Genomic DNA, 25,284 nt, shown 5'->3' with positions numbered 1-25,284 from the left:
AAGAGTTGACCTGCATCAAGATAACTTTCATTCGAAAGTAATTTAATCTTCATATGCAAGATGAGAGGTGAAGCAATGATCTTCAATATACAGCGTTATTCTACCCACGATGGCCCTGGTATTCGTACCGTGGTGTTCCTGAAAGGCTGCTCCCTGGGCTGCCGCTGGTGTCAGAACCCGGAAAGCCGCTCCCGTACCCGGGACGTGCTGTTCGACGCTCGTCTGTGCCTGGACGGCTGCGACCTGTGTCAGCAGGCTGCCCCGGGGTATATTGAGCGGGCATTAAATGGGCTGCTCATTCACCGCGAAAAACTGAACGCAGAAACGCTGGACGCCCTCACCGATTGCTGCCCGACTCAGGCTCTCACCGTCTGCGGTGAAGAACAGCAGGTCGAGGAGATTATGGCGACCGTGCTGCGCGATAAACCCTTTTACGACCGCAGCGGTGGCGGGCTCACTCTCTCTGGCGGCGAACCCTTTATGAGCCCGGAGCTGGCGCACACACTGTTTAAAGCCAGCCACGAACAGGGAATTCATACCGCGGTTGAAACCTGTCTTCACGTGCCCTGGCACTATATCGAGCCATCCTTACCCTATGTCGATCTGTTCCTGGCTGACCTGAAGCACGTGGATGGCGAGGTCTTCAGACAGTGGACGGACGGCTCGGCCAAACGCGTGCTGGATAACCTTAAGCGCCTTGCCGCTGCCGGAAAACAGCTCACCATTCGCGTGCCGCTGATCCAGGGCTTTAACGCCGATGAGGCCTCCATCACCGCCATCACAAATTTCGCCGCCGATGAACTGAACGTCCGCGATATTCATTTTCTGCCGTATCACACGCTGGGCATGAACAAATACACCCTGCTCAGCCAACCCTACTCTGCCCCTGATAAACCGCTGGATAACCCTGCGCTGCTGGATTTCGCGCAACAGTACGCCTGCCGGAAAGGGTTAACCGCGACCTTACGAGGATAAACTTATGACTACCCTGAATCTCAACACCCTCAATGACCGTATTAAGGCACACAAAACCGCACTGGTGCACATTGTTAAGCCGCCGGTCTGTACCGAGCGCGCACAGCACTACACCGAGATATATCAGCAGCACATGGACAAGCCGATCCCGGTACGTCGTGCGCTGGCGCTGGCGCATCACCTGGCGCAACGCACCATCTGGATCAAACACGATGAGCTGATCATCGGTAACCAGGCAAGTGAAGTCCGCGCGGCGCCAATCTTCCCGGAATACACCGTTTCCTGGATTGAAAAAGAGATTGATGACCTGGCGGATCGTCCGGGGGCAGGTTTTGCGGTAAGCGAAGAGAACAAACGCGTGCTGCATGAAATTTGCCCATGGTGGCGTGGGCAGACGGTGCAGGATCGCTGCTACGGCATGTTCACCGACGAGCAAAAAGGCTTGCTGGAAACCGGCATCATCAAGGCAGAAGGCAATATGACATCCGGTGACGCGCACCTGGCCGTGAACTTCCCGCTGGTGCTGGAGAAAGGCCTGGACGGGATGCGTGCCAAAGTTGCCGAACGCCGCACCCGCATTAACCTGACCGTACTGGACGATCTGCATGGCGATCAGTTCCTGAAAGCGATTGATATTGTTCTGGAAGCGGTCAGCCTGCACATTGCACGTTTTGCCGCGCTGGCACGTGAAATGGCGTCAACCGAAACCCGTGAAAGCCGCCGCGACGAACTGCTGGCAATGGCTGAAAACTGCGATGTGATTGCCCACGAACCGCCAAAAACCTTCTGGCAGGCGCTGCAACTGTGCTATTTCATCCAGCTTATCCAGCAAATTGAGTCCAACGGCCACTCCGTGTCGTTCGCCCGTATGGATCAGTATCTGTACCCTTACTATCGTCGCGATGTCGAACTGAACCAGTCTCTCGATCGCGAGCACGCCATTGAGCTGCTGCACAGCTGCTGGCTGAAGCTGCTGGAAGTGAACAAGATCCGCTCTGGCTCGCACTCGAAAGCGTCTGCGGGCAGCCCGCTGTACCAGAACGTCACCATCGGTGGTCAGAAACTGGTGAACGGCGAGCCGATGGATGCGGTGAACCCGCTCTCTTACGCCATTCTCGAATCCTGCGGCCGTCTGCGCTCTACCCAGCCTAACCTGAGCGTGCGTTACCATGCGGGGATGAGCAACGATTTCCTCGACGCCTGCGTGCAGGTGATCCGCTGTGGTTTCGGGATGCCAGCCTTTAACAACGATGAAATCGTGATCCCGGAATTCATCAAACTCGGCGTTGAAAAAGACGATGCCTACGATTATGCAGCGATTGGCTGTATCGAAACCGCCGTCGGTGGCAAATGGGGCTATCGCTGCACCGGGATGAGCTTTATTAACTTTGCGCGCGTGATGCTGGCCGCGCTGGAAGGCGGTCGTGATGCCACCAGCGGTAAAGTATTCCTGCCGCAGGAAAAAGCGCTTTCCGCCGGTAACTTCAACAACTTCGACGAAGTGATGGCCGCCTGGGATACCCAGATTCGTTACTACACCCGTAAATCCATCGAGATTGAGTATGTGGTAGACACCATGCTGGAGGAGAACGTCCACGATATTCTCTGTTCTGCCCTGGTGGATGACTGTATCGAGCGCGCGAAAAGCATTAAGCAAGGCGGTGCGAAGTACGACTGGGTTTCCGGTCTACAGGTGGGTATTGCCAACCTCGGCAACAGCCTGTCAGCCGTTAAAAAGCTGGTCTTCGAGCAGGGTGTCATCGGCCAGCAGCAACTGGCGGCAGCACTTGCAGACGATTACGAAGGGTTAACCCACGAGCAGTTGCGCCAGCGCCTGATCAACGGTGCGCCGAAATACGGTAACGACGATGACAGCGTCGATTTACTGTTAACCCGTGCGTATGAAACCTACATTGCGGAACTTAAGCAGTACCACAACCCGCGCTACGGCCGCGGCCCAATTGGCGGTAACTACTACGCCGGGACATCTTCCATTTCGGCTAACGTACCGTTCGGCGCGGCGACGATGGCAACGCCTGATGGTCGTAAAGCGCATACGCCACTGGCGGAAGGCGCAAGCCCGGCTTCCGGCACTGACCATCTTGGCCCAACGGCGGTGATTGGCTCCGTAGGCAAGCTGCCGACTGAAGCGATTCTGGGCGGGGTACTGTTAAACCAGAAGCTGAACCCGGCAACGCTGGAAAACGATAGCGACCGCCAGAAACTGATGGTCCTGCTGCGTACCTTCTTCGAGGTGCATAAAGGCTGGCATATTCAGTACAACATCGTGTCGCGCGAAACGCTGATGGAAGCGAAGAAACACCCAGATCAGTACCGTGACCTGGTGGTGCGTGTCGCCGGTTACTCGGCGTTCTTTACCGCCCTGTCGCCGGATGCGCAGGACGATATTATTGCGCGTACGGAACATACGCTGTAAAAAAATGCCCGGTGGCGCTGCGCTTACCGGGCCTACATCTTCTCCCCGTAGGCCGGGTAAGGCGAAGCCGCCACCCGGCTTACTGACTTTCATTCGAAATTAAATTTGTGCTCCCCGTCACCTTGTTATTAGAATGTTTCAAACGCAGTGACCCAGGAGCACAGTATGACCGTTAAAGTTATCGTCACCGATATGGACGGAACTTTCCTTGATGATGCCAAGCAGTACGACAGAGACCGCTTTCAGGCACAGTTTGAGCAGCTTAAAGCCCGTAATATTGAATTCGTTGTCGCCAGCGGAAACCAGTATTACCAGCTCATCTCCTTCTTCCCGGAGCTGAAAGAGCAGATCTCCTTCGTGGCGGAAAACGGCGCTCTGGTTTTCGATCATGGCGAACAAATTTTCCACGGCGAGCTCACCCGTCATGAGTCGCAAATCGTCGTCGGCGAGCTGCTGAAAGACAAAGGGCTGAATTTCGTGGCCTGCGGGCTCGAAAGTGCTTACGTCAGCGATCAGGCCCCCGAGGAATTCGTTAAACTGATGTCAAAGCACTATCACCGCTTAAAACGCATCAGCGATTACCGAGAAATCGACGACATTCTGTTTAAGTTCTCCCTGAACCTGCCGGACAGCGATATCCCGAACCTTATCGACAAACTGCATGTCTCGCTGGACGGTATTATGAAACCTGTCACCAGCGGCTTCGGCTTTGTTGATTTGATTATCCCGGGCCTGCACAAAGCCAACGGCATTAGCCGACTGCTGAAACGCTGGAAAATCTCCCCGCAGGAGTGCGTAGCCATCGGCGACAGCGGCAACGATGCAGAAATGCTGAAGCTGGTGAAATTCTCGTTTGCGATGGGCAACGCCGCACAGAGCATTAAAGACATCAGCCGCTATAGCACCGACGATAACAACCATCAGGGCGCGCTGAATGTCATTCAGGCCGTGCTCGACACACATTCCCCGTTCGACCTCTGATTGCCTTCCGCCGGGGTACTTGCCCCGGCACCTCACTCTTTTTCCATCCTGTGCTGCACGTCAAGTTTTTAAACTTGCATTAACTTTTTTTTAACTTAAAGTATCACTTGTAGACACTTTTACTTTCGAATGAAAGATGCGAGGCAGTTATGACGTTGACGTTTACCAGTGAAATTTTGCCTGCGGACCACAAAGCAGCAATCCGTCAGATGAAACGTGAGTTACGTGCGCAGATCGGTGACGTTCAGGCGGTGTTCGATAAGCTCAGTGATAAAATCGCCACCCGTGTGGCAGAGATTAACGCGCTGAAAAATAAGGGCGAGTCCGTCTGGCCGGTGATCCCGTTTGCGGATGTCAAAAACAGTCAGATCACGGATGCACAGCGGGACGCAGTAAAACGCCGTGGCTGTGCGGTGATCAAAGGTCACTTCCCTCGCGAGCAGGCGCTGGCATGGGATAACTCGATGCTCGACTACCTCGATCTCAATCAGTTTGATGATGTCTATAAAGGCCCGGGCGATAACTTCTTCGGCACCTTAACGGCTTCCCGCCCGGAGATTTACCCTATTTACTGGTCCCAGGCGCAGATGCAGGCCCGCCAGAGCGAAGAGATGGCGCAGGTACAATCGTTCCTGAACCGTTTATGGACATTCGAAAGCAACGGTAAACAGTGGTTCAATCCGGATGTGAGCGTCATTTACCCTGACCGTATTCGCCGCCGCCCGCCGGGAACCACCTCCAAAGGCCTGGGCGCGCACACCGATTCCGGTGCGCTTGAGCGCTGGCTGCTGCCGGCTTATCAGCAGGTGTTCGCTCGCGTGTTTGATGGCAATGTGGAAAAATACGATCCGTGGAATGCTGCGCACCGTACGGAAGTGGAAGAGTACACTGTAGATAACACCACGAAGTGTTCTGTGTTCCGCACCTTCCAGGGCTGGACGGCACTGTCGGATATGATCCCGGGCCAGGGCCTGCTGCACGTAGTGCCTATCCCGGAAGCGATGGCTTACATTCTGCTGCGCCCACTGCTGGACGACGTACCGGAAGATGAACTTTGTGGCGTGGCGCCAGGTCGCGTGCTGCCGATCTCTGAAAAATGGCATCCGTTGTTAATCGAAGCGTTAACCAGCATTCCGGCGTTGGAAGCGGGTGATTCTGTCTGGTGGCACTGTGACGTGATCCACTCCGTCGCCCCGGTTGAGGAACAACAAGGCTGGGGTAACGTGATGTATATCCCTGCCGCGCCGATGTGTGAGAAAAACCTCGCCTATGCGAAAAAGGTGAAAGCGGCGCTGGAAACCGGCGCATCTCCGGGTGATTTCCCGCGTGAAGATTATGAAACCACCTGGCAGGATCGCTTTACCGTGAATGACCTGAATATCCACGGTAAGCGTGCGCTGGGCATGGTCTAACTGTCGTATAACCCTTCCCGCTCAACGGCGGTGCGTCGTTTCCCCTGACGTATCCGCCGTACTGATTCCCGAATCGTCAGCGTCCCATTTAACAATAACGTACCAATCGGCGCTGTCGGGCGCATCAGTCGCTGCTGAAGCATATGCACCGCTTCTGTCCCGAGCTCATCGCGTGGAACGTGTATCGCCGTGAGTGGCACATCCTGGATGGCCGCCAGATTAAAACCATCAATACTCATCACCGACACATCCTGCGGAACACGCAGCCCGTGCTTTTGCAAGGCGCTTATGGTTCCCGCAGCCATAAAATCACCGCCAACTAAAAACGCCGTGGGCAGGTCTTTCCCCTCTCGCTGACGGAGCCATTCGCTGACCAACTGTTCGGTCTCTTTCGCGCTAAAGCTTGGTACCACCAACAGGTCACGCTTGTCCGTAAATTTCAGATTATGGTATTGCCACGCTTCACGAATGCCCGCCAGACGTAGCTCCATGGTGTAACGACGCAGGCACAACACAGTCATCACTTCACGGTGCCCCATTTCAAACAGATACTCAGCCGCGCGTTCACCGATGGCCCGGTGGTCAGGGGCAACCGCGGGCAGACGCATCAGACGATCGCGGCAGTTGATCAGCATACAAGGTTTACCCACATCCACCGCGAGATCGTGGATATGCGGGTCGTCTATCCCCAGTAAAATCGCAGCCTGCGTATCGGCTTCATTCATGCGTGCCAGAAACAGCTGGGCGTCACTGTCGTTCTCTTCCAGCGCGCAATAGCGCAGCCGGACTTCATGAGACGCCAGCCCTTTACTCACACTCTGGATAACCCGGTAGTAAAAGATGTCGGACCGCTCATCAAATGCTCGCTGCGGCGCAAAGACCATCAGGCTGTTCAGCAGCAGTCTGCCCGCTGCCATGCCATCCATCACGCCCAGTGCCCGCGCGCACTCCAGCACTTTGCAGCGCGCTTTTTCACTGGTGTTCGCCTTGCCTGCCAGCACCCGCGAAACCGTACTAATGGAAAGCTGAGTGCGGGCAGCAATTTCAGCGATTTTTAGTCTTTTATCCATTTTGTGATCTCGCTCCATTTGCGAAATGAAAAAATTTTCATAACGTGAATATCAGGTAAACAGTGCGTTAAATACAATAATGCCAAATGATTGCGGCCAGTTATGAGAAAGCTTGCACAAAATCCGCTATTGCCTGCCTATTTTCTCCCTTAATGTGAATTTGTCACACAGCTTCCATACTAGTTGTATAGCAACTTTTATCAGCAAAACGGATAACTATCAAAGTCATATAAAAATGTGTGTGACATCCGAAACGTCTGCCCCCTACCGTCCCTCTAGTGGAGAGAGAAATGAGTCAGGATATCAATAACACTGCAACGGCAAGTAAAACCCGCCGGGTCATTAAAAACCTGCGCTGGTACGTACTGGCCCTGTTTTTACTTGGCGTCACCGTCAACTACATCACCCGTAACTCACTGGGAATTCTTGCACCTGAGCTGAAAGAGAGCCTGGGCATCACCACCGAGCAATACTCCTGGATAGTGGGCGCGTTCCAGATTGCCTACACCATTTTCCAGCCGCTGTGTGGCTGGCTGATTGATGTCATCGGCCTGAAGATTGGCTTTATGGTCTGTGCGGGTCTCTGGGCGCTGATGTGTATTTTCCATGCGGGAGCCGGAAGCTGGCTGCATCTTGCGATCCTGCGCTTCTTTATGGGGGCCTCGGAAGCGGCTGCCACCCCGGCGAACGCCAAAACCATCGGTGAATGGTTCCCGAAATCTGAACGCCCTGTGGCCGCCGGTTGGGCGGGTGTCGGCTTTTCGATTGGCGCGATGCTTGCGCCACCGATTATCTACTTTGCCCATGCCTCGTTCGGCTGGCAGGGTGCATTTATGTTCACCGGCGTGCTGGCGCTGCTGTGGGTGATCCTCTGGTGGGCGTTCTACCACAACCCGGAACAACACCCGAATCTTGGCAAAGATGAGCTGGCGTTTATCAAGCAGGATAACGAACCACCCGCGGTGAAACTGCCGTTCCTGACCGCTCTTAAAACCGTCTCTAAAAACAAACGTTTTTACGGTATCGCTATTCCGGCATTTATGGCTGAGCCGGCCTGGGCGGTGCTGAGTTTCTGGGTGCCACTGTACCTTGCCAAAGAGCACGGCATGGACCTGAAGCAGATTGCGATGTTCGCCTGGCTGCCGTTCCTTGCCGCAGATCTCGGCAGCGTGGCCAGTGGTTATCTCACGCGTCTGTATACCCGGCTGTTCGGTTGCTCCCGCGTGAACTCGGTGGTGGCCAGCTCCGTTACCGGCGCGTTCCTGATGATCTCATTAGGTATCGTCGCCATTACCCGCGACCCGTATATCACTATTGTGCTGATCTCCATCGGGGGTTTTGGGCATCAGATTATCTCCTGCATGTTAAGCGCTCTGGTGGTGGAGTCATTTGATAAGGGCCAGATGGCCACCGTCAACGGGATGCGCGGATCGGCGGCGTGGATCGCCAGTTTCCTGTTCTCTCTTTTGATTGGTGTTACCGCCGACAAAATCGGCTTTAACCCGCTATTCATTGCCATGGGTTTCTTTGACCTGATTGGCGCTGTTTTCCTGGTGGCATTTATTGCTGAACGTCGCGCTAAACGCGCCTGATAGTGGATGTATTGCATATGAAAACCCTGAAAAGCTGGACCGTAGATAAGCAGTCGGCAAACCATCTGGAACTGGTGGTGGATAATCAGCACCGCCTGTGTCTGTATGTGCTGGAAGAGAACCTGTTCCGCGTGCTGATTAAACGCAAAGGCGAGCTGGCACTGGACCGCACCTGGAGCATCGCGCCAGAGAAAGATGTGCCGTGGGAAGGCCGTCGCCGCGACGATCTCAGCGGTTTTTCCTGCCCTGCCTGGACGCTGACACAACAGGGCGATACCCTGATGGTCGCCACGGAACAGCTGCGTGTGACAGTGCATCAGCCGCTATGGCTGGAGTGGCATTACCGAAATGAAGCGGGCGAGTGGAAGCCGCTGGTGAATGACCGCCCGACCAGCGCCTATCTGCTGAACGCCCATGGTGATGGCGTCGCGCACTACCTGAGCCGTCGTAAAGACGAGCGTTTCTACGGTCTGGGTGAAAAAGCCGGTGATTTACAGCGTAACGGTAAGCGCTATGAGATGCGTAACCTTGACGCAATGGGCTATAACGCGGTCAGTACCGACCCGCTCTACAAACATATTCCGTTCACTATCGCCCGTCGTGATGACGTGAGTTACGGCCTGTTTTATGACAACCTGAGCAGCTGCTGGCTGGATTTGGGTAACGAAATCGACAACTACCACACCGCCTATCGCCGCTGGCAGGCGGAAGCAGGCGACATCGATTACTACATCTTTACCGGCAAAAAGGTACTGGATATCACCAAAGCCTTCGTGCGCCTGACCGGGAAAACGCTGTTTGGGCCAAAATGGAGCCTGGGTTACAGCGGTTCAACCATGCATTACACCGATGCGCCGGACGCGCAAAACCAGCTGATGAACTTTATCCGCCTGTGCGAAGAGCACGCCATTCCATGCGACTCGTTCCAGCTGTCGTCGGGTTATACCTCCATTAACGGCAAGCGTTACGTCTTTAACTGGAATTACGACAAGGTGCCGCAGCCGAAAGTGATGAGCCAGGCATTCCACGATGCGGGACTGAAGCTTGCCGCGAACATCAAACCGTGCCTGTTGCAGGATCATCCGCGCTATAACGAAGTCGCTGAAAGCGGCCTGTTCATTCGCGATTCAGAAACCGATGCACCAGAACGCTCCAGCTTCTGGGATGACGAAGGATCGCACCTCGACTTTACCAACCCTCAGACGGTGCAGTGGTGGCAGAACGGCGTGACCACACAGCTACTGGAAATGGGGATCGACTCCACCTGGAACGACAATAACGAATATGAAGTGTGGGACGGCGAAGCACGTTGCTTTGGTTTCGGCAAGGAGATCGCCATCAAGCATATTCGCCCGGTGATGCCGCTGCTGATGATGCGCGCCTCGCTGGAAGCGCAGCAGCGTTTTGCCCCGGATAAACGCCCGTATCTGATCTCCCGCTCCGGTTGTGCCGGGATGCAGCGCTACGTGCAGAGCTGGAGTGGCGATAACCGCACCAACTGGGACACGCTACGCTTTAACACTCGTATGGGGCTGGGGATGAGCTTGTCCGGATTGTTTAACGTGGGCCATGATGTCGGCGGTTTCTCCGGGGATAAACCAGACGCTGAGCTGTTTGTCCGCTGGGTACAAAACGGTGTGATGCACCCCCGTTTTACCATTCACTCATGGAATGACGATCATACGGTGAACGAACCGTGGATGTATCCGGGTGTGACGCCTGCAATCCGTAGCGCCATTGAACTGCGTTATCGCCTGCTGCCTTACCTTTATACCCTGCTCTGGCAGGCACATGCGGACGATGAACCGATGTTGCGCCCAACCTTCCTCGATCATGAACATGATGTTCAGACCTTTGAAGAGTGCGATGACTTCTTGCTGGGCCGCGATGTGCTGGTGGCGAGCGTGGTCGAAGCCGGGCAGCGCGAACGTCGCGTCTGGCTGCCGGATAACGAAACCGGCTGGTATGATTTTTACACCCACGAGTGGTTCTCTGGCGGCCAGTGGATCACCCGCGATGCGCCGCTAGAAAAACTGCCGTTGTTGGTACGCGCCGGGGCTGGTCTGCCGCTTAGCGAACGTATTACCCATGTGAGCACCGAAAAAGACGATACCCGCGAACTGAAACTGTTCCCGGTGAAAGGCGTGGGTACGACGACCGGCCTGGTGTTTGAAGATGACGGCGAAAGCTGGGGTTATCAGAAAGGTAATGCACTGTGGGTTGAGTGGGAAATGGTGTGCGATGGCGCAACCATTAACCTGAAGGTCAATGCGCGTGGGGATTATCGTCCGGCATGGAAAGCGCTGAAGGTGTCGTTACCGGCAGGGGAAAAACGCAAACTGCTGGTGAATGGTGTTGAAAGGGGTGAGTGGGAACTCTGAACATTGCCGGGTGGCGGCTTCGCCTTACCCGGCCTACAAACTAACTCGTAGGCCCGGTAAGCGTAGCGCCACCGGGCTTTTTTTTAGCCGTCGATACCTTTACTGCGCAGGTAATCTTCATAGTTACCGGTGAAGTCCACCACGCGCTCAGGCGTAATCTCAATCACGCGGGTTGCCAGCGAGCTCACGAACTCACGGTCGTGGGAAACGAAGATCAGCGTACCCTGATACATTTCCAGCGCCATGTTCAGCGATTCGATAGATTCCATATCCAGGTGGTTGGTCGGTTCATCCATCACCAGAATATTCGGTTTTTCCATCATCAGCTTACCGAACAGCATACGCCCCTTCTCACCACCGGAGAGCACTTTCGCTGGCTTCTTGATATCGTCCTGGCTGAACAGCAAACGCCCCAGAATGCTGCGCACTGCTTGCTCGTCATCGCCTTCTTGCTTCCACTGGCTCATCCAGTCGAAGACCGTCAGATCGTTTTCAAACTCGTATTCGTGATCCTGCGCGTAGTAGCCAATCTGCGCGTTTTCGGACCACTTCACGGTTCCGTTATCCGGCTGCAGCTCGCCGACCAGCGTTTTCAGCATGGTGGATTTACCCACGCCGTTAGCACCCAGAATGGCGATCTTCTCGCCCACTTCCAGCAGCAGGTTGAAGTTTTTAAACAGTGGACCGTTTTCGAAGCCTTTGGTGAGGGCCTCCACTTCCAGCGCGTTACGGAACAGTTTCTTGTCCTGCTCGAAGCGGATGAACGGGTTCTGACGGCTGGAGGCTTTCACTTCATCGAGCTTGATCTTATCAATCTGACGGGCGCGAGAGGTTGCCTGACGCGATTTAGAGGCGTTGGCGCTGAAGCGGCTGACGAAGGATTGCAGGTCAGCAATCTGTGCTTTTTTCTTGGCGTTATCGGCCAGCAGACGCTCACGGGCCTGGGTTGCCGCTGTCATGTATTCGTCGTAGTTGCCCGGGTAAACGCGCAGCTCGCCGTAGTCCAGATCCGCCATATGCGTACAGACCATGTTCAGGAAGTGACGGTCGTGCGAAATGATAATCATGGTGCTGTCGCGATCGTTGAGCGTCTGCTCCAGCCAGCGGATGGTGTCGATGTCCAGGTTGTTCGTTGGTTCGTCGAGCAGCAGAATGTCCGGGTTAGAGAACAGCGCCTGCGCCAGAAGCACACGCAGCTTCCAGCCCGGTGCGACTTCGCTCATCGGGCCGTAATGCTGTTCAACAGGAATACCGACGCCCAGCAGCAGCTCACCCGCGCGTGATTCCGCAGAGTAGCCATCCATTTCACCATACAGCACTTCAAGATCGGCCACTTTGTAGCCATCTTCTTCACTCATTTCAGCCAGCGCGTAGATACGATCGCGCTCCTGCTTCACTTCCCACAGCTCCGCGTGTCCCATGATCACCGTATCAAGCACGGTGAACTCTTCGAAGGCAAACTGATCCTGACGCAGCTTACCGATACGCTCGTTAGGATCGAGCGATACGTTGCCAAGCGTCGGCTCTAAATCGCTGCCGAGGATCTTCATAAAGGTGGATTTTCCGCTACCGTTGGCACCAATCAGGCCGTAACGGTTGCCGCCGCCAAATTTGACGGAAATATTTTCGAACAGCGGCTTACTGCCAAACTGCATAGTGACGTTGCTGGTAACTAACACGGGAGATTCCTGCGAAAAGTGTGATAAACACGGCATTATGCCACAATTCCGAAATGAGATCCCGTGTTGCAGCTTTCCACTAAACTTTAACAAAATCGAAAAAAGTGTGATTTCGTACACATCTGAATTCCCTGCGAGAGGGAATGCACATATAATGCGCTCCCATCACAGATTCAGACTTATCAACTAATCGCCAGAGTGGCTCAGATACCTCGCACAACATGAACATGAAATTAAAAACGCTTTTTGCGGCGGCGTTAGCCGTAGTAGGTTTTTGCAAAACCGCTTCTGCGGTGACTTATCCTCTGCCGACAGACGGTAGCCGTCTGGTGGGTCAAAACCAGGTTGTCACCGTTGAAGAGGGTAACTCCCAGCCACTGGAATATTTTGCTGCACAATACCAGCTCGGCCTGTCAAACATGCTGGAAGCAAACCCGGGTGTTGACCCGTACCTGCCAAAAGCCGGCACCGTACTAAACATCCCGCAGCAGCTGATCCTGCCAGATACCGTGCATGAAGGTATTGTGATCAACAGCGCCGAAATGCGTCTGTACTACTACCCGAAAGGCACCAACACCGTGATCGTGCTGCCTATCGGTATCGGCCAGTTGGGTAAAGACACCCCGCTGAACTGGACCACCAAAGTTGAGCGTAAGAAAGCAGGCCCAACCTGGACCCCAACGGCGAAAATGCACGCGGAATATATTGCCGCAGGCGAGCCGCTGCCAGCCGTTGTACCGGCAGGCCCGGATAACCCAATGGGTCTGTATGCCCTGTACATCGGCCGTCTGTATGCGATTCACGGGACCAACGCCAACTTTGGTATCGGCCTGCGTGTGAGCCACGGTTGTGTACGTCTGCGTAACGACGACATCAAGTTCCTGTTCGAAAACGTACCGGTCGGAACTCGCGTGCAGTTCATCAACGAGCCTGTAAAAGCCACTTCCGAGCCGGACGGCAGCCGTTACATCGAGGTTCACAACCCGCTGTCTACTAGCGAAGACCAGTTCAACAACAACGAAATCGTGCCAATTACGCTGAACAGCGCAGTACAATCTGTGACTTCTCAGGCTGACGTAGAATCCACGGTTGTTGACCAGGCAGTTCAAAACCGTTCCGGGATGCCTGTGCGTTTAAACTAAATACACCCGCTATTTAGATAATCCGAAAAACCCCGCGCTGTCGGGGTTTTTTATTTGCGCGATCCCACATTCCTGCCACGGCTAAAAGACATTAATTGCTATATCCCCCATTGCCGCCATTTTCTGCTAAAGCTTCGGGGTTACTTCTTTTCATCTAAGTGCTATCATGCGCCAACTTATAAAATCAGCTTTTTCTGCATTTTGTAGGGTTGTAAATTCTTTCTGGAGCCCGCTTAGTCACGATGATCAGTATTAACTTAACAACAACAAAATCGCGCCTTTATCTCTGTTCGCAAACAGTGTGGTCACTTGCGAACCAGAGTACCAGGGTCGATCAAATTGTTGTTTGGGTTTCCAGCACAGCATATCTCAGTGACGATGGCATCACTGAAGAGCCAGAGTGGGCGGATAAAATCCGCCAGACAGGCACTAACCTTGTCTTTAAATGGGTAAAGAATACAGGACCTTATCGTAAATTATTCCCGGCACTGCAAGTTGCCACGGATGACGATATTCTGATCTATGCCGATGACGATGCCATTTATAACGAAATTTGGGCGCAAACCCTTCTTGATGACTTTTATCGTCATAATCAAAAATGTGTTGTCGCGGCCCGCGTGCGTAAGACGGTAAAGAAGAAGAAAGATATCCTCGATACCTATCGCAATTTCCCGTTAATTACGGTGCCGAAAGTAATTGAGCAGGACTATATCATCACCGGTCTGGGTGGTGTGGTGCTCAAGAAAAGTATGATCCCGGAGTATTTTCACTACAATGAGGACTTCCTTAAAGTCTGTCCTCGTGCGGATGACATCTGGATCAGTAAGCTTATTCAGTTAACCAAAACGCCTGTCTATGTTTCGGCTCAGAGCATCCGTTTTGTTCATGAAATCATCCATGATTACGGTTTGTCCCGCGCAAATACCAGTAAAATTAAACGTTCACTCTTTCAAAAAATTCGATTTACGTTTAAGCCTGGTCAGATCCACTATTTATGCCAGAACGATCTCTATATTAAAGACACTGACAGTTACTTTGAGTCGTGTGCCTGAAAGCTGAATAGCACATTACCCATTATTTACGATCACGATCCCGCCGTGATCGTAACGATAGTGACAGTGGGCATACTCCAGCGGTGTACCATCTTCCAGATAGATAACCTGCTCAACCTCCAGAACCGGATCGGTTTGTTCACAAACCAAGTGCTGCATATCCAGTGCATTCGGTTTTAGCGCACGCACCACACGGTACGATCCCATGATTTTCAGGCCCAGCGTCTCCTGCACGTATTGAAATACCGAGCTTTCCAGATGTGTTTTATTCAGGCCGGGCACCAGATTGAGCGGCATTACGGTTGAATCCAGCGACATTGGCTCGCCATTAAGCAACCGCAGGCGTACAAAGTCGTACACGGGCGCATCACCGTTAATCATCAGAGAGGCTTGTTCTTTCTCATTGGGAAAACGCAGTTCGAAATGGACAACCTGGCTGCTGACCGTGCCCAGATGCTCCCAGGTTTTTGTCGCGCCAAAGTAGTCGCTTCCTGAAAGATCCCACTGCGAGAGTTGCAGGAAATTCTTGCGGATGAACGTCCCCTGCCCCTGACGGGTATACACCAGTCCTTCAACAATCAACTGCCGCATGGCCTGCTGAATAGTCATACGACTGGTACTGAACTCCGCTGCCAGCGCAAACTGGTCCGGCAGCGGTTCATTGGCGGCATACTGTTGGCTGATAATACGTTTTTTAATTTCACGCGCTATGGTGATGTACTTCGCCGCCATCGTCCTTTCCTTCCGTTAGTTTTCTGTCCCGCTGTTTCTTAACGCCACTCTCTCGGCAATCTTGAGGAAAGGCAGGTAGAAGAATACACCAAATACAATGATTGCCAACTGCACAACCACGGCCCGCCAGTCCCCTGCCGTCGCCAGCCAGGCGCTCAGAATAGGCGGTGTTGTCCAGGGGATCATCACCACACAACGTGACATTAACCCGAGCGTCGTACAGAGCCAGGCAAAGTAAATGCCAATGGCAGGCAACAGGACAAACGGGATCATCAGCGGCAGGTTAAATACAATCGGTAGACCAAAAATCACGGGTTCGTTGATATTGAATAAACCTGGTGCCAAAGACAGGCGTGCAACCTGTTTGGCTGATTTTTGCCGTGAGAAGACAAAAATAGCGATCAGCAGTGAGATGGTGCTGCCGGTACCGCCCACCATGCCAAATGTCGGCACAAAGATATTGTTGATGATATGTGGGATCGGCTGACCGTTGGCGAAGGCCAGCATGTTCTCATTGGTATTAATCAGCAGGAACGGCTCGAGTACCACGCTGTTTACCACCGACTGATGTATACCGAGCGTGAACAAAAAATTACCGAAGCTATAGATAAAAATAGTGCCCGGCAGGCTGGTGTTAATCAGACGCAAAGGCTGCTGAATAAAAGTGGTAATCAGATGGATAAGATCCGTATGCATCACGGTTGCCAGCACCGCGGCCAGTACGGCAAATAACGAAAGCGTGAGGATGGTTGGGATCAGCGCGGTAAAGGATTTACTCACCGCCGGCGGCACATTTTCCCCCAGCGAGATGTGCAGTGCCTTCAGTCGGGAAATGGCGATAAACACTTCCGTCGAGAGTAAACCAATCAGTACGCCGGCAAAAATCCCGGTGGAGCCGATGTTGGCAAACGTCAGCACCTGCGTGACGTTGACCGTGGTCTGGCTTCCGACCGGGGTAAGTTGCAGATGCATTGGCATCATGATGATAAAACTGCTGACCGCGATAACCACTGCCGAAACCGGGTTGTCGAAATCTATGTTGCGTGCCAGCGACCAGGCAATCATCGGTGCAAGCAAAAGTGCGGCGATATTCAGCGTACCGTTGATAATCGCCTCTCCCCACACTTTAAATTGCGTCAGCGTGTCGCCGTGAAATAGCCACGGAAATACCACATTGTTCACCAGCACCGCTAAACCGGCGAGGATAAAAATGGGCATTACCGTGGCGAAGGCATCGCGCAAGGAACGCAGGTGCACCTGATTGGCAAGGCGTGCCGAAAACTCAACAAATCTGTCGACGAAGGACTGCATCGCAGGTGTAATTTTTGTTTCAGACATAGCGGATATTCCCATTCATCAGTCACAAAAACGGCCCGGCAGCGTACAACTTACATCTCGCGCCCGTTGGTATGGATAACCTGTTTTAACCACGCATAGCTCTTTTTCGGCACGCGCTTCATATCCCGCAGGTCATGATTCTCGCGGTTCACATACACCACACCGTACCGTTTACGCATGTCGCCCTGCGAACTCAGAATGTCGATAAGACCCCAACCGAGATAGCCAATAACCTGCGCCCCGTCTTCAAAAATGGCCTCTTTCATTGCCTCGATATGCGCGCGGTGATAATCAACGCGGTAGGTATCGTCAATCGGGTTAACGCCATCCCAGGATTCAATCACCCCAATTCCGTTCTCAATCGGGAATACCGGCAGACGCCAGTCGTTGTAGTAGCGGGTGATAATGGTGCGGAAGCCCAACGGATCAATCTGCCAGTTCCACTCAGTCGCTTTGAGGTACGGATTGTTTTTGTCGCCATGCAGCAGGTAATAGTTTACCGGCGTCCCATACGGGATAGCGTCGCTGTCGAGGGTTTTACTGGCATAATAGCTGAACGCCACGTAGTCGTTTTTGGTACGCGCCAGCAGCGCCAAATCCTCAGGATGGTAGATATCCCCGAAGCCCTGTTGTTCGGCAACAGCCATCACCGCCGGGCTATAGCCCTGGCCTGCAAAGACGCGCAACAGGTTTTGATTAAGGAACTCGTCATACTGTTGGGCACAGAAGATATCGCGCGGTTTGCAGGTGGTCGGATAGATAAGCTGGTGTGCCAGCATCCCGCCCATCAGCTTGCCCGGTTTGGTCTGGTGCAGATATTCTGTCAAAGCCATATGCGCCACCATCGTATGATGCTGGAGCTCATACAGTTCGCGCAGGGTTTTCTCCCCTTTCATGTAACCGGAAATTCTGAAGGCTTCCGGCATATGGAAAATGTTCTGCTCGTTAAACGTCAGCCAGTACTTCACGCGATCGCCATAGCAGTCGATCATCTTTTTGCCATAACGGATAAACGCGTCCATAACGCGGCGATCGTTAAAACCGTTGTACTCCTGCGCCAGCGCCAGCGGCATATCAAAGTGGTAGAGGCAAATCATCGGCTCAATACCGCGGGCAATCAGGTCGTTGATGAAGCGATCGTAAAAGGCGATTCCCTCTTCGTTAAATTCGCCGTCACCCTGCGGACACACTCGGCTCCAGGCTATCTGGAACCGATAGCAGTTCATGCCCAAATCCTGCATTAAATCAAAATCTTCGCGGTAACGATGGTAAGAATCGGTTGCCACTTTCCAGTCAGAGGCGTGCTCACTCGCTTCCCGAATGTCGTACACCGACATCCCTTTTCCGCCCTCATTCCATGCGCCTTCGGTCTGCATACTGGAAACCGAGTTTCCCCATAAAAAGTTGGCTGGCAGTAATTTCTTCATGGACTCCCCCTATATGACTAGTCATTTAAATTTCATGACTAGTCATATAGGTGAAGATGAAAAATCAATCAAAGAGAAGGATCGTTTTTTGTGAGCAGTGCGGGAAAAATAGTGACCCCGGCAGGCGAATGCTGCCGAGGAAAGCGGGGTTATTGCTGCGCTAATTGATTACGACGATACTCGCCCTGACGTTCCAGCATCCAGCCCGGATATTCGCGCGGCAGCTCGCTAACGGCATCCAGCTGTTTTAGCTCATCTTCGCTTAAACGGATGTGGGTAGCCGCGATATTATCATCAAGCTGGTCCACACGTTTGGCACCAATAATGACGCTGCTGACCGCCTTCTGATGCAGCAGCCACGCCAGGGCAATTTGTGCAACGGATACGCCTTTACTCCCGGCAATGGTGCGCATTACGTCCACACAGTCAAACGCGCGATCTTTGTTAACCGGCGGGAAATCAAATTCCAGGCGGCGGCTGCCAGCCTCGCCCTGCCCGTCACGGCCATATTTCCCGCTCAGCAAACCTCCCGCCAGCGGGCTCCAGACCATCAGCCCGACACCTTCGCTTTGCATCATCGGCACCAGCTCACGCTCCAGGTCGCGCCCGGCAATGGTGTAATAGGCCTGCAACGACGCAAAACGCGCCAGCCCAAGCCGCTCGGAAATTCCAAGCGCTTTCATGATTTGCCAGGCTGCCCAGTTGGAAACGCCGATGTACCGCACGTGGCCTTGCTGCACCAGGTTATCGAGCGCATAAAGCGTTTCTTCAACCGGCGTGGCCGGATCGAAGCCGTGTAACTGATAGAGATCGATATGATCAAGCTGAAGGCGGCGCAGGCTCTCTTTCACGCTGCTGATGATATGGTAACGAGAGTTACCCCGGGAATTCACCCCTGCCGTGCCCGTTTCGCCGAACACTTTGGTGGCGACTACCACGTTTTCGCGCGGGACTTTCAGGTTTTTCAGCGCCTGGCCGGTTATCTCTTCCGAACGCCCTTCTGAGTAGACGTTCGCCGTATCGATAAAGTTGATCCCGGCATCCAGTGCGCGCCCTACCAGCTGCTCTGATTCACTCTGGCGCAGCTGGCCAATCTTGCCCCACATACCGCCTTCACCACCGAATGTCATGGTGCCGAGGCACAGTTCAGAAACAAACAGACCGGTATTGCCCAGTTTTTGATAACGCATACAACGCTCCTCGCAATGTTCGTTCAATGGGTACAAGTGAGTTATACCTTTCTGAGCGGAATTGCGAATGTGGCGTTTCTGTCTATTTCTTGCCCATTCCTCTAAAGCAGCAGGAAACCGACCAGTGCGGCCCAAGCCAGCATGGGCAGTGACCATAAATGGAATCGCCACCAGATACGGCGGTCGTTAGCCATCCGCAGGGCAATCAGATTGGCAAGCGAACCAGGCAGAAGACCAAAGCCACCAATGTTTACCGCCCAGGCCAGTAACACGGTCGGAGGCACATAGTTGAGGAGCAAAATAGTTGAAGGAACATTGCTGATAAACTGCGACAAACCGATTGCTGTGAGCCACAAACCTGCCTGCGACAAACCGCTGACGCTGTGCAGGAGATTCTGTAGAACCGGCAGTTGGATAAGCAGATGGACATCAATAAACATGGCCATAAATACCAGCAATAGCGTCCAGTCCACACTGACCAGAACACGTCTGGCGAGAATTAAAAACCCGCAGGCAACCAGCCCTACGCCTGCCAGTTCCTGTTTCATCTCCAGCGCGGTCAGGAAGACGATATACAGTGCCAGGCAGCTCCAGACCAGCCGGGGTTTCCACTCCGGGCCTGTTGTTCCGCTGTGGTACTGCAATCTCTTATCCGGGAATGCAAACCAGCAGACCACCAGCAACGACACCATCATCGCCAGTGCCAGGGGCATCATCTGCCAGGTAAATGCAGCAAACGACAGCCCGGAACGCCCCCACAGCAGAATATTTTGCGGGTTACCGATGGGCGTTAAAAGTGAACCCGCATTAACCGCCAGTGCTTCAAAAATGATTAGCCGGGTGACAGGGATCTCGCAGAGTTTACGTAACGTAAGAGTCAGCGGCACAACGATAAACAGCGCTACATCGTTGGTCAGGAAGGTCGAAAGCACAGCAGCCGACAAGACCATAAACAGCGCCAGCCTGCGCTCGGTGGCAAAGCGGCGCACCATTTTGCGCCCCAGTACGTCAAAATAGCCGCTCAGCTCGACACCTTTGGTGAGCATCATTAAACCGCTAAGCGTGATGATCGTGCGCCAGTCGATAGCCGCAGGCCAGGTGTGCGGTGCAAAAGGGACAAATACGCTTAGCCCAGCCCCGATAATCAATAAGAGATGAAAGAAACGATCGCGCTTCAGCGCCTGCAATCCCGGGAACGTCATTCCGCAGATGGTCCGTATTTGACAGTGAATTCGTGGAATTTCACCAGCGTCTCTTCACTGACGTGATGTTCCATGCCTTCGGCATCCCGGCGCGCAATATCCTGGCTCACGCCCAGTACCAGTAAAAAGTTCTCAACGATCTGGTGGCGCTCGCGGCTCGCATGGGCAAGCTTTTCGCCCTCAGGCGTAAGGAATACTCCGCGCCAGGGGATCATTTCAATTAAGCCCACAGAGGCCAGGCGTTTTAACATCTTCGCGACAGTCGGTTGCGAAACACCCAGACGCGCGGCCATATCCACCTGGCGCGCTTCCCCAACCTCACGAATCAAATCCGAGATCAGCTCTACGTAGTCATCAATTAACTCACGACGATGCGCTTCGCGCACCTGACGAAATCCTTCAACATGCTCTTCAACATTAACCAGTTGCGTCGTTTTTTTTATTGTTGGCTTACCTGCGCGACGGTTCATTGTATGTCCTCAATGGGGGTGACGCTTCCAGCGCCGTGTAACGAGAGCGCCATTGTAAACCATAGCTGTACAAGCACAAAAAATTAACGAAATAGCCATAGCTATACAATATAGCCTGTGCTATATCTGTATGTAATGCAGTCACCCTTCACGGATCGAAGGGATCTTAAATCAGGAGGTCTTATGAACGAATTCAAGAGGTGTATGAACGTGTTTACTCACTCTCCCTTTAAAGTACGGTTAATGCTGTTGTCTATGCTGTGCGACATTTTTAACAACAAACCGCAGCAGGGCGATAAACCATCCCACTAAGCGGCGTCGCGGTACGCCGCTTCATTTTTTCGTCACAATCCCCGTGTAAACTGGCTTTTAGCCGCCTAATTCCCGTACTTTTTTGCGGATTTGCAATCCCCCTCGCAAAACATCTGCTTAGCAACTGTTGATCTTATTTACCACTAGCACTATCTTCGTGCAGCCCTGCACTATTTGCGGCTCGCTGAAGCGGACCCACATTCCCTTTCCACGCACTGTCAGGCAGGCTTTGACCCTTGACGCCAGGGTGAGCACATGGCGTTTTCATGATAGTGACCTATGAATTTAACCCTGAAAGATACACTTGTTACCCGCAGCCGGGCCTTAAGCCCGTGGACGGGATTCTACTTTCTGCAATCGCTGCTGATTAACTTTGCGCTTGGCTATCCATTTAGCCTGCTTTATGCCGTAGCTTTTACCTGCATACTCCACGTGTTGTGGCGTACTGCTCCGCGCGCACAGAAAACGTTAGTCGGGATCTGTTCTCTGGTCGCTGCGTTTTATTTCCCGTTTGGCCAGGCCTATGGCTCGCCGAACTTTAATACCCTGCTGGCACTGCACTCCACCAATATGGAAGAGTCGACAGAAATACTGACGATTTTCCCGTGGTATAGCTATGTAGTGGGCCTCTTCATTTTTGCGCTGGGCGTTATTGCCATTCGCCGTAAACCCGAAGAGAAAAAAAACTGGGGTAAAATCGAACACCTGTGTCTGGTCGTTGGCGTGGCGACCTTCTTTGTCGCCCCGGTTCAAAACCTTGCCTGGGGTGGCGTATTTAAGCTCAAAGATACCGGTTACCCGGTTTTCCGCTTCGTGAAAGACGTGGTGGTCAATAACCAGGAAGTTGTTGATGAGCAGGCGCGCATGGCTGAGCTTTCAAATATGAAAGACACCTGGAACGTGCTGGCGGTCAAACCGAAATACCATACCTATGTGGTGGTGATTGGTGAAAGCGCCCGTCGTGATGCGATGGGAGCGTTTGGCGGCCACTGGGATAACACGCCGTTTGCCAGCTCGGTTAATGGCACCTTATTTACCGATTACATCGCCGCCAGCGGCTCGACGCAAAAATCGCTCGGTCTGACATTAAACCGTGTGGTCGATGGTAAACCGCAGTATCAGGATAACTTTGTTACTCTGGCTAACCGAGCCGGTTTCCAGACATGGTGGTTCTCTAATCAGGGGCAGATTGGCGAGTACGATACGGCTATCGCCAGTATTGCAAAGCGTGCTGATGAAGTTCAGTTCCTGAAAAGCGGTGATTTTGAAGCCGATAAAAACACCAAAGATGATGCGCTACTGAAAATGACCGCTCAGGTCTTTGCCAACCCGCGCACACAGCCACAGCTGATTGTCTTGCATCTGATGGGTTCACACCCACAGGCCTGTGACCGCACGCAGGGGAAATACGCGGAATTCGTTCAGTCGAAGGAAACCTCCTGCTACCTCTATACCATGACGCAAACGGACGATCTGCTGAGCAAGCTCTATGATCAGTTGCGTAATACCGGGGAAAGTTTCTCGATGGTCTATTTCTCTGACCATGGATTAGCGTTTAAAGAACGTGGAAAAGAGGTGCAGTACCTGGCGCATGATGACAAGTACCAGCAGAACTTCCAGGTTCCGTTTATGGTGCTGTCGAGCGATGATAAAACGCATCGGATCGTGAAGGCACGCCGCTCGGCGAATGATTTCCTTGAGTTCTTCTCCCAGTGGACCGGGATTTCCGCACAAGAGATAAAAAATGATTACCCGTTTGTTTCGGGTAAGAAGGCTCCCTCAGTGTACATTACCAACTTCAAGTTACAGAAAGTTGACTATACCCATTTGGGAACGGATATCTTCGATATAAAGAGTAAGTGACCTGCGCGGTCTGATGCCCTCTCCCTGTGGGAGAGGTGACAAACACTAAAAACGGCAACCCTGGGTTGCCGTTTTGCTTTTACTTTCCATAAAAAAATCCGCCACATTGGGCGGATTTTTTATTGGCTCACCGGAGTGATTAGAAGCGGTAACCTACGCCCGCGATCCAGGTGCCAACGTCAACGCTGCGAATACGGCTCTGCTCATAGGAGAAGTCCAGAGCAACGTTTTCGATTGGGTTGAACTGTAAGCCCGCGCCGTAGGAGAAACCGTAGTCGCTGGTGCTTGCAGTGCGGTTAGCACCTTCGTTTTCAGTCTGCTGGAATTTACCGTAGCCAACACCCACAACGCCATAGATGCTTGCCCAGTCGTTCAGACGGTAAGCTGGACCAGCGGTGATACCGTAGTACTGGCTCTTGTTGTAAGCGCTGTTGTCGAAACGGTCTTTCTCAGTGTAAGTGAAGGAACCGATCACACCCAGTGGGTTGTTGTCCTGCTCGTAGCGGTATTTCAGGTTGAAACCGTTAGCTTTGTTCATCACGCCCTGCATATCGCTCTGAGCGTAACCACCAGTAACAGTAGAAGTAGAAGTAGCAGCTACAGCGGTACCTGCGGAAACAGCCAGAACAGCTGCCAGTGCTGAAAGACATGCAATTTTTTTCATAACCACCTCAAATGTGCTTCAAGTAAATCCGTAAGTTTTAAATATATCAAAAAATCTTGTGAAACTCTTTCTGATTCGTGATGTCTAAAGATGTCTTTCCTGTAACAGAACGTTTCCATCCTCAGCTATCTCTTTCAAATAACGCAGAATTTTCGCATCAAAAAGCTAATACTGCGCGTCCATGCCGTTGCATTCATCCAGATTATTCTTAATCTGACAGTCGATAAATCCATCAACGCTTAACCATTTTACGGATTTCACGCCTTTTTTTTTCAACGGAGTCTCAACCGTTGCAGCATATTTCCATATACACTGCGGCTTTTACTTCACTTGACATAAAATGACAGGAGAAAGGATGCCAGGGTTATCCCGCAAAACGTCGGTCTGGATGCCGGTTGCAGTCATACTCATCGCCATGCTCTCCATTCAAAGTGGCGCGTCGCTGGCAAAATCGCTTTTTCCGCTGGTTGGTGCGCCTGGCGTAACCGCGCTGCGTATCGTGCTGGGTACGGCGATACTGGTGGTCATTTTCAAACCCTGGCGGTTGCGCTTCAAAAAAGAGCAACGCCTGCCCCTGCTGTTTTACGGGCTGTCGCTGGGCGCCATGAACTATATGTTCTACCTCTCTATTCAGACCATACCGCTTGGGATTGCCGTTGCTCTCGAATTCACCGGCCCGCTGGCCGTGGCGCTTTTCTCCTCCCGCCGTCCGGTAGACTTTATCTGGGTGGTGTTAGCCGTACTGGGTTTGTGGTTCCTGCTGCCGCTTGGCCAGGATGTGTCGCAGATTGATTTAACGGGCGCTGCACTGGCGCTGGGCGCAGGAGCCTGCTGGGCGGTCTATATCCTTACAGGCCAACGTGCGGGTGAAGAGCATGGCCCGGCAACGGTGGCCCTGGGTTCATTAATTGCCGCGATCGTCTTTGTTCCTATTGGCATGGCACAGGCCACAGAATCCATCTGGCAATGGTCTGTCATGCCAATCGGGCTTGCGGTTGCCATTCTTTCTACGGCTCTGCCCTATTCTCTGGAGATGATTGCCCTTACGCGTCTGCCGACAAGGATCTTTGGAACGTTGATGAGTATGGAGCCCGCGCTGGCGGCGATCTCCGGGATGGTGTTCCTCGGAGAGACGTTGACCTTCACCCAGACACTTGCACTCTGCTCTATTATTGCCGCGTCAATGGGCTCCACGCTGACCCTGCGCCGCGAAAGCAAAGTCGAAAAAATCGATATTAACTGATGAACATGATTCTGCATGGCAAAATGGCCATGCAGAATATAAGCCAGTATCCCTTCCTGTATTATTCACTCACAATTTTCGCATTATTCTGAAATATCATTGCACCGCTGTTTCGCTCGATG

Annotated in this window: 20 protein-coding genes; 11 read left to right on the top strand and 9 right to left on the bottom strand. The window is 52.9% G+C overall.

What is annotated here, in order from left to right; genetic code table 11:
• Positions 1-75 precede the first annotated feature (75 nt).
• From ACT9TW_RS12170 to ACT9TW_RS12155, 4 genes are all read left to right on the top strand, one after another.
• Positions 76-975 (top strand): glycyl-radical enzyme activating protein, encoded by a 900-nt coding sequence (locus ACT9TW_RS12170; protein WP_446492492.1) that lies wholly within the window; start codon positions 76-78, stop codon positions 973-975.
• Between the two features lie 4 nt (positions 976-979).
• Positions 980-3,412 (top strand): formate C-acetyltransferase/glycerol dehydratase family glycyl radical enzyme, encoded by a 2,433-nt coding sequence (locus ACT9TW_RS12165; RefSeq protein ID WP_446492491.1) that lies wholly within the window; start codon positions 980-982, stop codon positions 3,410-3,412.
• Positions 3,413-3,577: 165 nt separating this feature from the next.
• A complete protein-coding gene (locus tag ACT9TW_RS12160; protein ID WP_014069478.1) occupies positions 3,578-4,393 on the top strand; it encodes a Cof-type HAD-IIB family hydrolase in 816 nt (271 codons plus the stop codon).
• A gap of 149 nt (positions 4,394-4,542) precedes the next feature.
• Positions 4,543-5,805, top strand: a complete 1,263-nt coding sequence (locus tag ACT9TW_RS12155) for a DUF1479 domain-containing protein (RefSeq protein WP_446492490.1) — start codon at positions 4,543-4,545, stop codon at positions 5,803-5,805.
• On the opposite strand, the gene ACT9TW_RS12150 is transcribed toward ACT9TW_RS12155, so the two are convergent.
• Complete coding sequence (locus tag ACT9TW_RS12150) at positions 5,802-6,875, bottom strand: LacI family DNA-binding transcriptional regulator (RefSeq protein ID WP_446492489.1); 1,074 nt, start codon at positions 6,873-6,875, stop codon at positions 5,802-5,804. The two genes, ACT9TW_RS12155 and ACT9TW_RS12150, sit on opposite strands and share 4 nt — an antisense overlap.
• Positions 6,876-7,165: 290 nt before the next feature.
• Between ACT9TW_RS12150 and ACT9TW_RS12145 the strand changes: the two genes are divergently transcribed.
• Positions 7,166-8,467 (top strand): MFS transporter, encoded by a 1,302-nt coding sequence (locus tag ACT9TW_RS12145; protein WP_446492488.1) that lies wholly within the window; start codon positions 7,166-7,168, stop codon positions 8,465-8,467.
• A gap of 17 nt (positions 8,468-8,484) precedes the next feature.
• Positions 8,485-10,848, top strand: coding sequence for a TIM-barrel domain-containing protein (locus tag ACT9TW_RS12140; protein WP_446492487.1), 2,364 nt, complete (start codon positions 8,485-8,487; stop codon positions 10,846-10,848).
• A gap of 83 nt (positions 10,849-10,931) precedes the next feature.
• On the opposite strand, the gene ACT9TW_RS12135 is transcribed toward ACT9TW_RS12140, so the two are convergent.
• Positions 10,932-12,527 (bottom strand): ABC-F family ATPase, encoded by a 1,596-nt coding sequence (locus tag ACT9TW_RS12135; protein WP_446492486.1) that lies wholly within the window; start codon positions 12,525-12,527, stop codon positions 10,932-10,934.
• A 221-nt stretch (positions 12,528-12,748) separates the two neighbouring features.
• On the opposite strand from ACT9TW_RS12135, the gene ldtB reads away from it, so the two are divergent.
• Positions 12,749-13,669 (top strand): L,D-transpeptidase, encoded by a 921-nt coding sequence (gene ldtB, locus ACT9TW_RS12130; protein WP_182060131.1) that lies wholly within the window; start codon positions 12,749-12,751, stop codon positions 13,667-13,669.
• Positions 13,670-13,911: 242 nt separating this feature from the next.
• Positions 13,912-14,721, top strand: coding sequence for a glycosyltransferase (locus tag ACT9TW_RS12125; RefSeq protein WP_182060130.1), 810 nt, complete (start codon positions 13,912-13,914; stop codon positions 14,719-14,721).
• A gap of 15 nt (positions 14,722-14,736) precedes the next feature.
• On the opposite strand, the gene ACT9TW_RS12120 is transcribed toward ACT9TW_RS12125, so the two are convergent.
• The 6 genes from ACT9TW_RS12120 to mntR all read right to left on the bottom strand — a co-directional run bounded on the left by ACT9TW_RS12120 (position 14,737) and on the right by mntR (position 21,080).
• A complete protein-coding gene (locus ACT9TW_RS12120) occupies positions 14,737-15,453 on the bottom strand; it encodes a GntR family transcriptional regulator (protein ID WP_446492485.1) in 717 nt (238 codons plus the stop codon).
• A 15-nt stretch (positions 15,454-15,468) separates the two neighbouring features.
• Positions 15,469-16,791: a PTS sugar transporter subunit IIC gene (locus ACT9TW_RS12115; RefSeq protein WP_446492484.1), complete on the bottom strand. Its 1,323-nt coding sequence runs from the start codon at positions 16,789-16,791 to the stop codon at positions 15,469-15,471.
• A 50-nt stretch (positions 16,792-16,841) separates the two neighbouring features.
• Positions 16,842-18,218 (bottom strand): glycoside hydrolase family 1 protein, encoded by a 1,377-nt coding sequence (locus ACT9TW_RS12110; RefSeq protein ID WP_446492483.1) that lies wholly within the window; start codon positions 18,216-18,218, stop codon positions 16,842-16,844.
• A gap of 149 nt (positions 18,219-18,367) precedes the next feature.
• The gene (locus ACT9TW_RS12105) at positions 18,368-19,408 is read right to left on the bottom strand and encodes an aldo/keto reductase (RefSeq protein WP_182060127.1); all 1,041 of its coding nucleotides are present in this window, start codon (positions 19,406-19,408) and stop codon (positions 18,368-18,370) included.
• Positions 19,409-19,509: 101 nt separating this feature from the next.
• A complete protein-coding gene (locus tag ACT9TW_RS12100; RefSeq protein ID WP_446492482.1) occupies positions 19,510-20,610 on the bottom strand; it encodes an anion transporter in 1,101 nt (366 codons plus the stop codon).
• The gene (gene mntR / locus ACT9TW_RS12095) at positions 20,607-21,080 is read right to left on the bottom strand and encodes a manganese-binding transcriptional regulator MntR (RefSeq protein WP_446492481.1); all 474 of its coding nucleotides are present in this window, start codon (positions 21,078-21,080) and stop codon (positions 20,607-20,609) included. The genes ACT9TW_RS12100 and mntR overlap by 4 nt, the downstream gene beginning before the upstream one ends.
• 183 nt (positions 21,081-21,263) lie before the next feature.
• Between mntR and mntS the strand changes: the two genes are divergently transcribed.
• A complete protein-coding gene (mntS, locus tag ACT9TW_RS12090) occupies positions 21,264-21,392 on the top strand; it encodes a manganase accumulation protein MntS (protein ID WP_182060124.1) in 129 nt (42 codons plus the stop codon).
• A gap of 279 nt (positions 21,393-21,671) precedes the next feature.
• Complete coding sequence (locus tag ACT9TW_RS12085; RefSeq protein ID WP_446492480.1) at positions 21,672-23,255, top strand: phosphoethanolamine transferase; 1,584 nt, start codon at positions 21,672-21,674, stop codon at positions 23,253-23,255.
• 139 nt (positions 23,256-23,394) lie between these two features.
• On the opposite strand, the gene ompX is transcribed toward ACT9TW_RS12085, so the two are convergent.
• On the bottom strand, positions 23,395-23,919 hold the full coding sequence (ompX, locus tag ACT9TW_RS12080) for an outer membrane protein OmpX (RefSeq protein ID WP_446492479.1): 525 nt from the start codon (positions 23,917-23,919) through the stop codon (positions 23,395-23,397).
• Between the two features lie 355 nt (positions 23,920-24,274).
• Here ompX and rhtA point away from each other — a divergent pair, with 355 nt between their 5' ends.
• Entirely contained in the window at positions 24,275-25,162 is an 888-nt protein-coding gene (gene rhtA, locus ACT9TW_RS12075; RefSeq protein ID WP_182060122.1) for a threonine/homoserine exporter RhtA, read from the top strand.
• Positions 25,163-25,284 lie beyond the last annotated feature (122 nt).

Source organism: Enterobacter sp. C4G1, from assembly GCF_052886895.1.
This window is presented reverse-complemented; position numbering and strand designations above follow the sequence as displayed.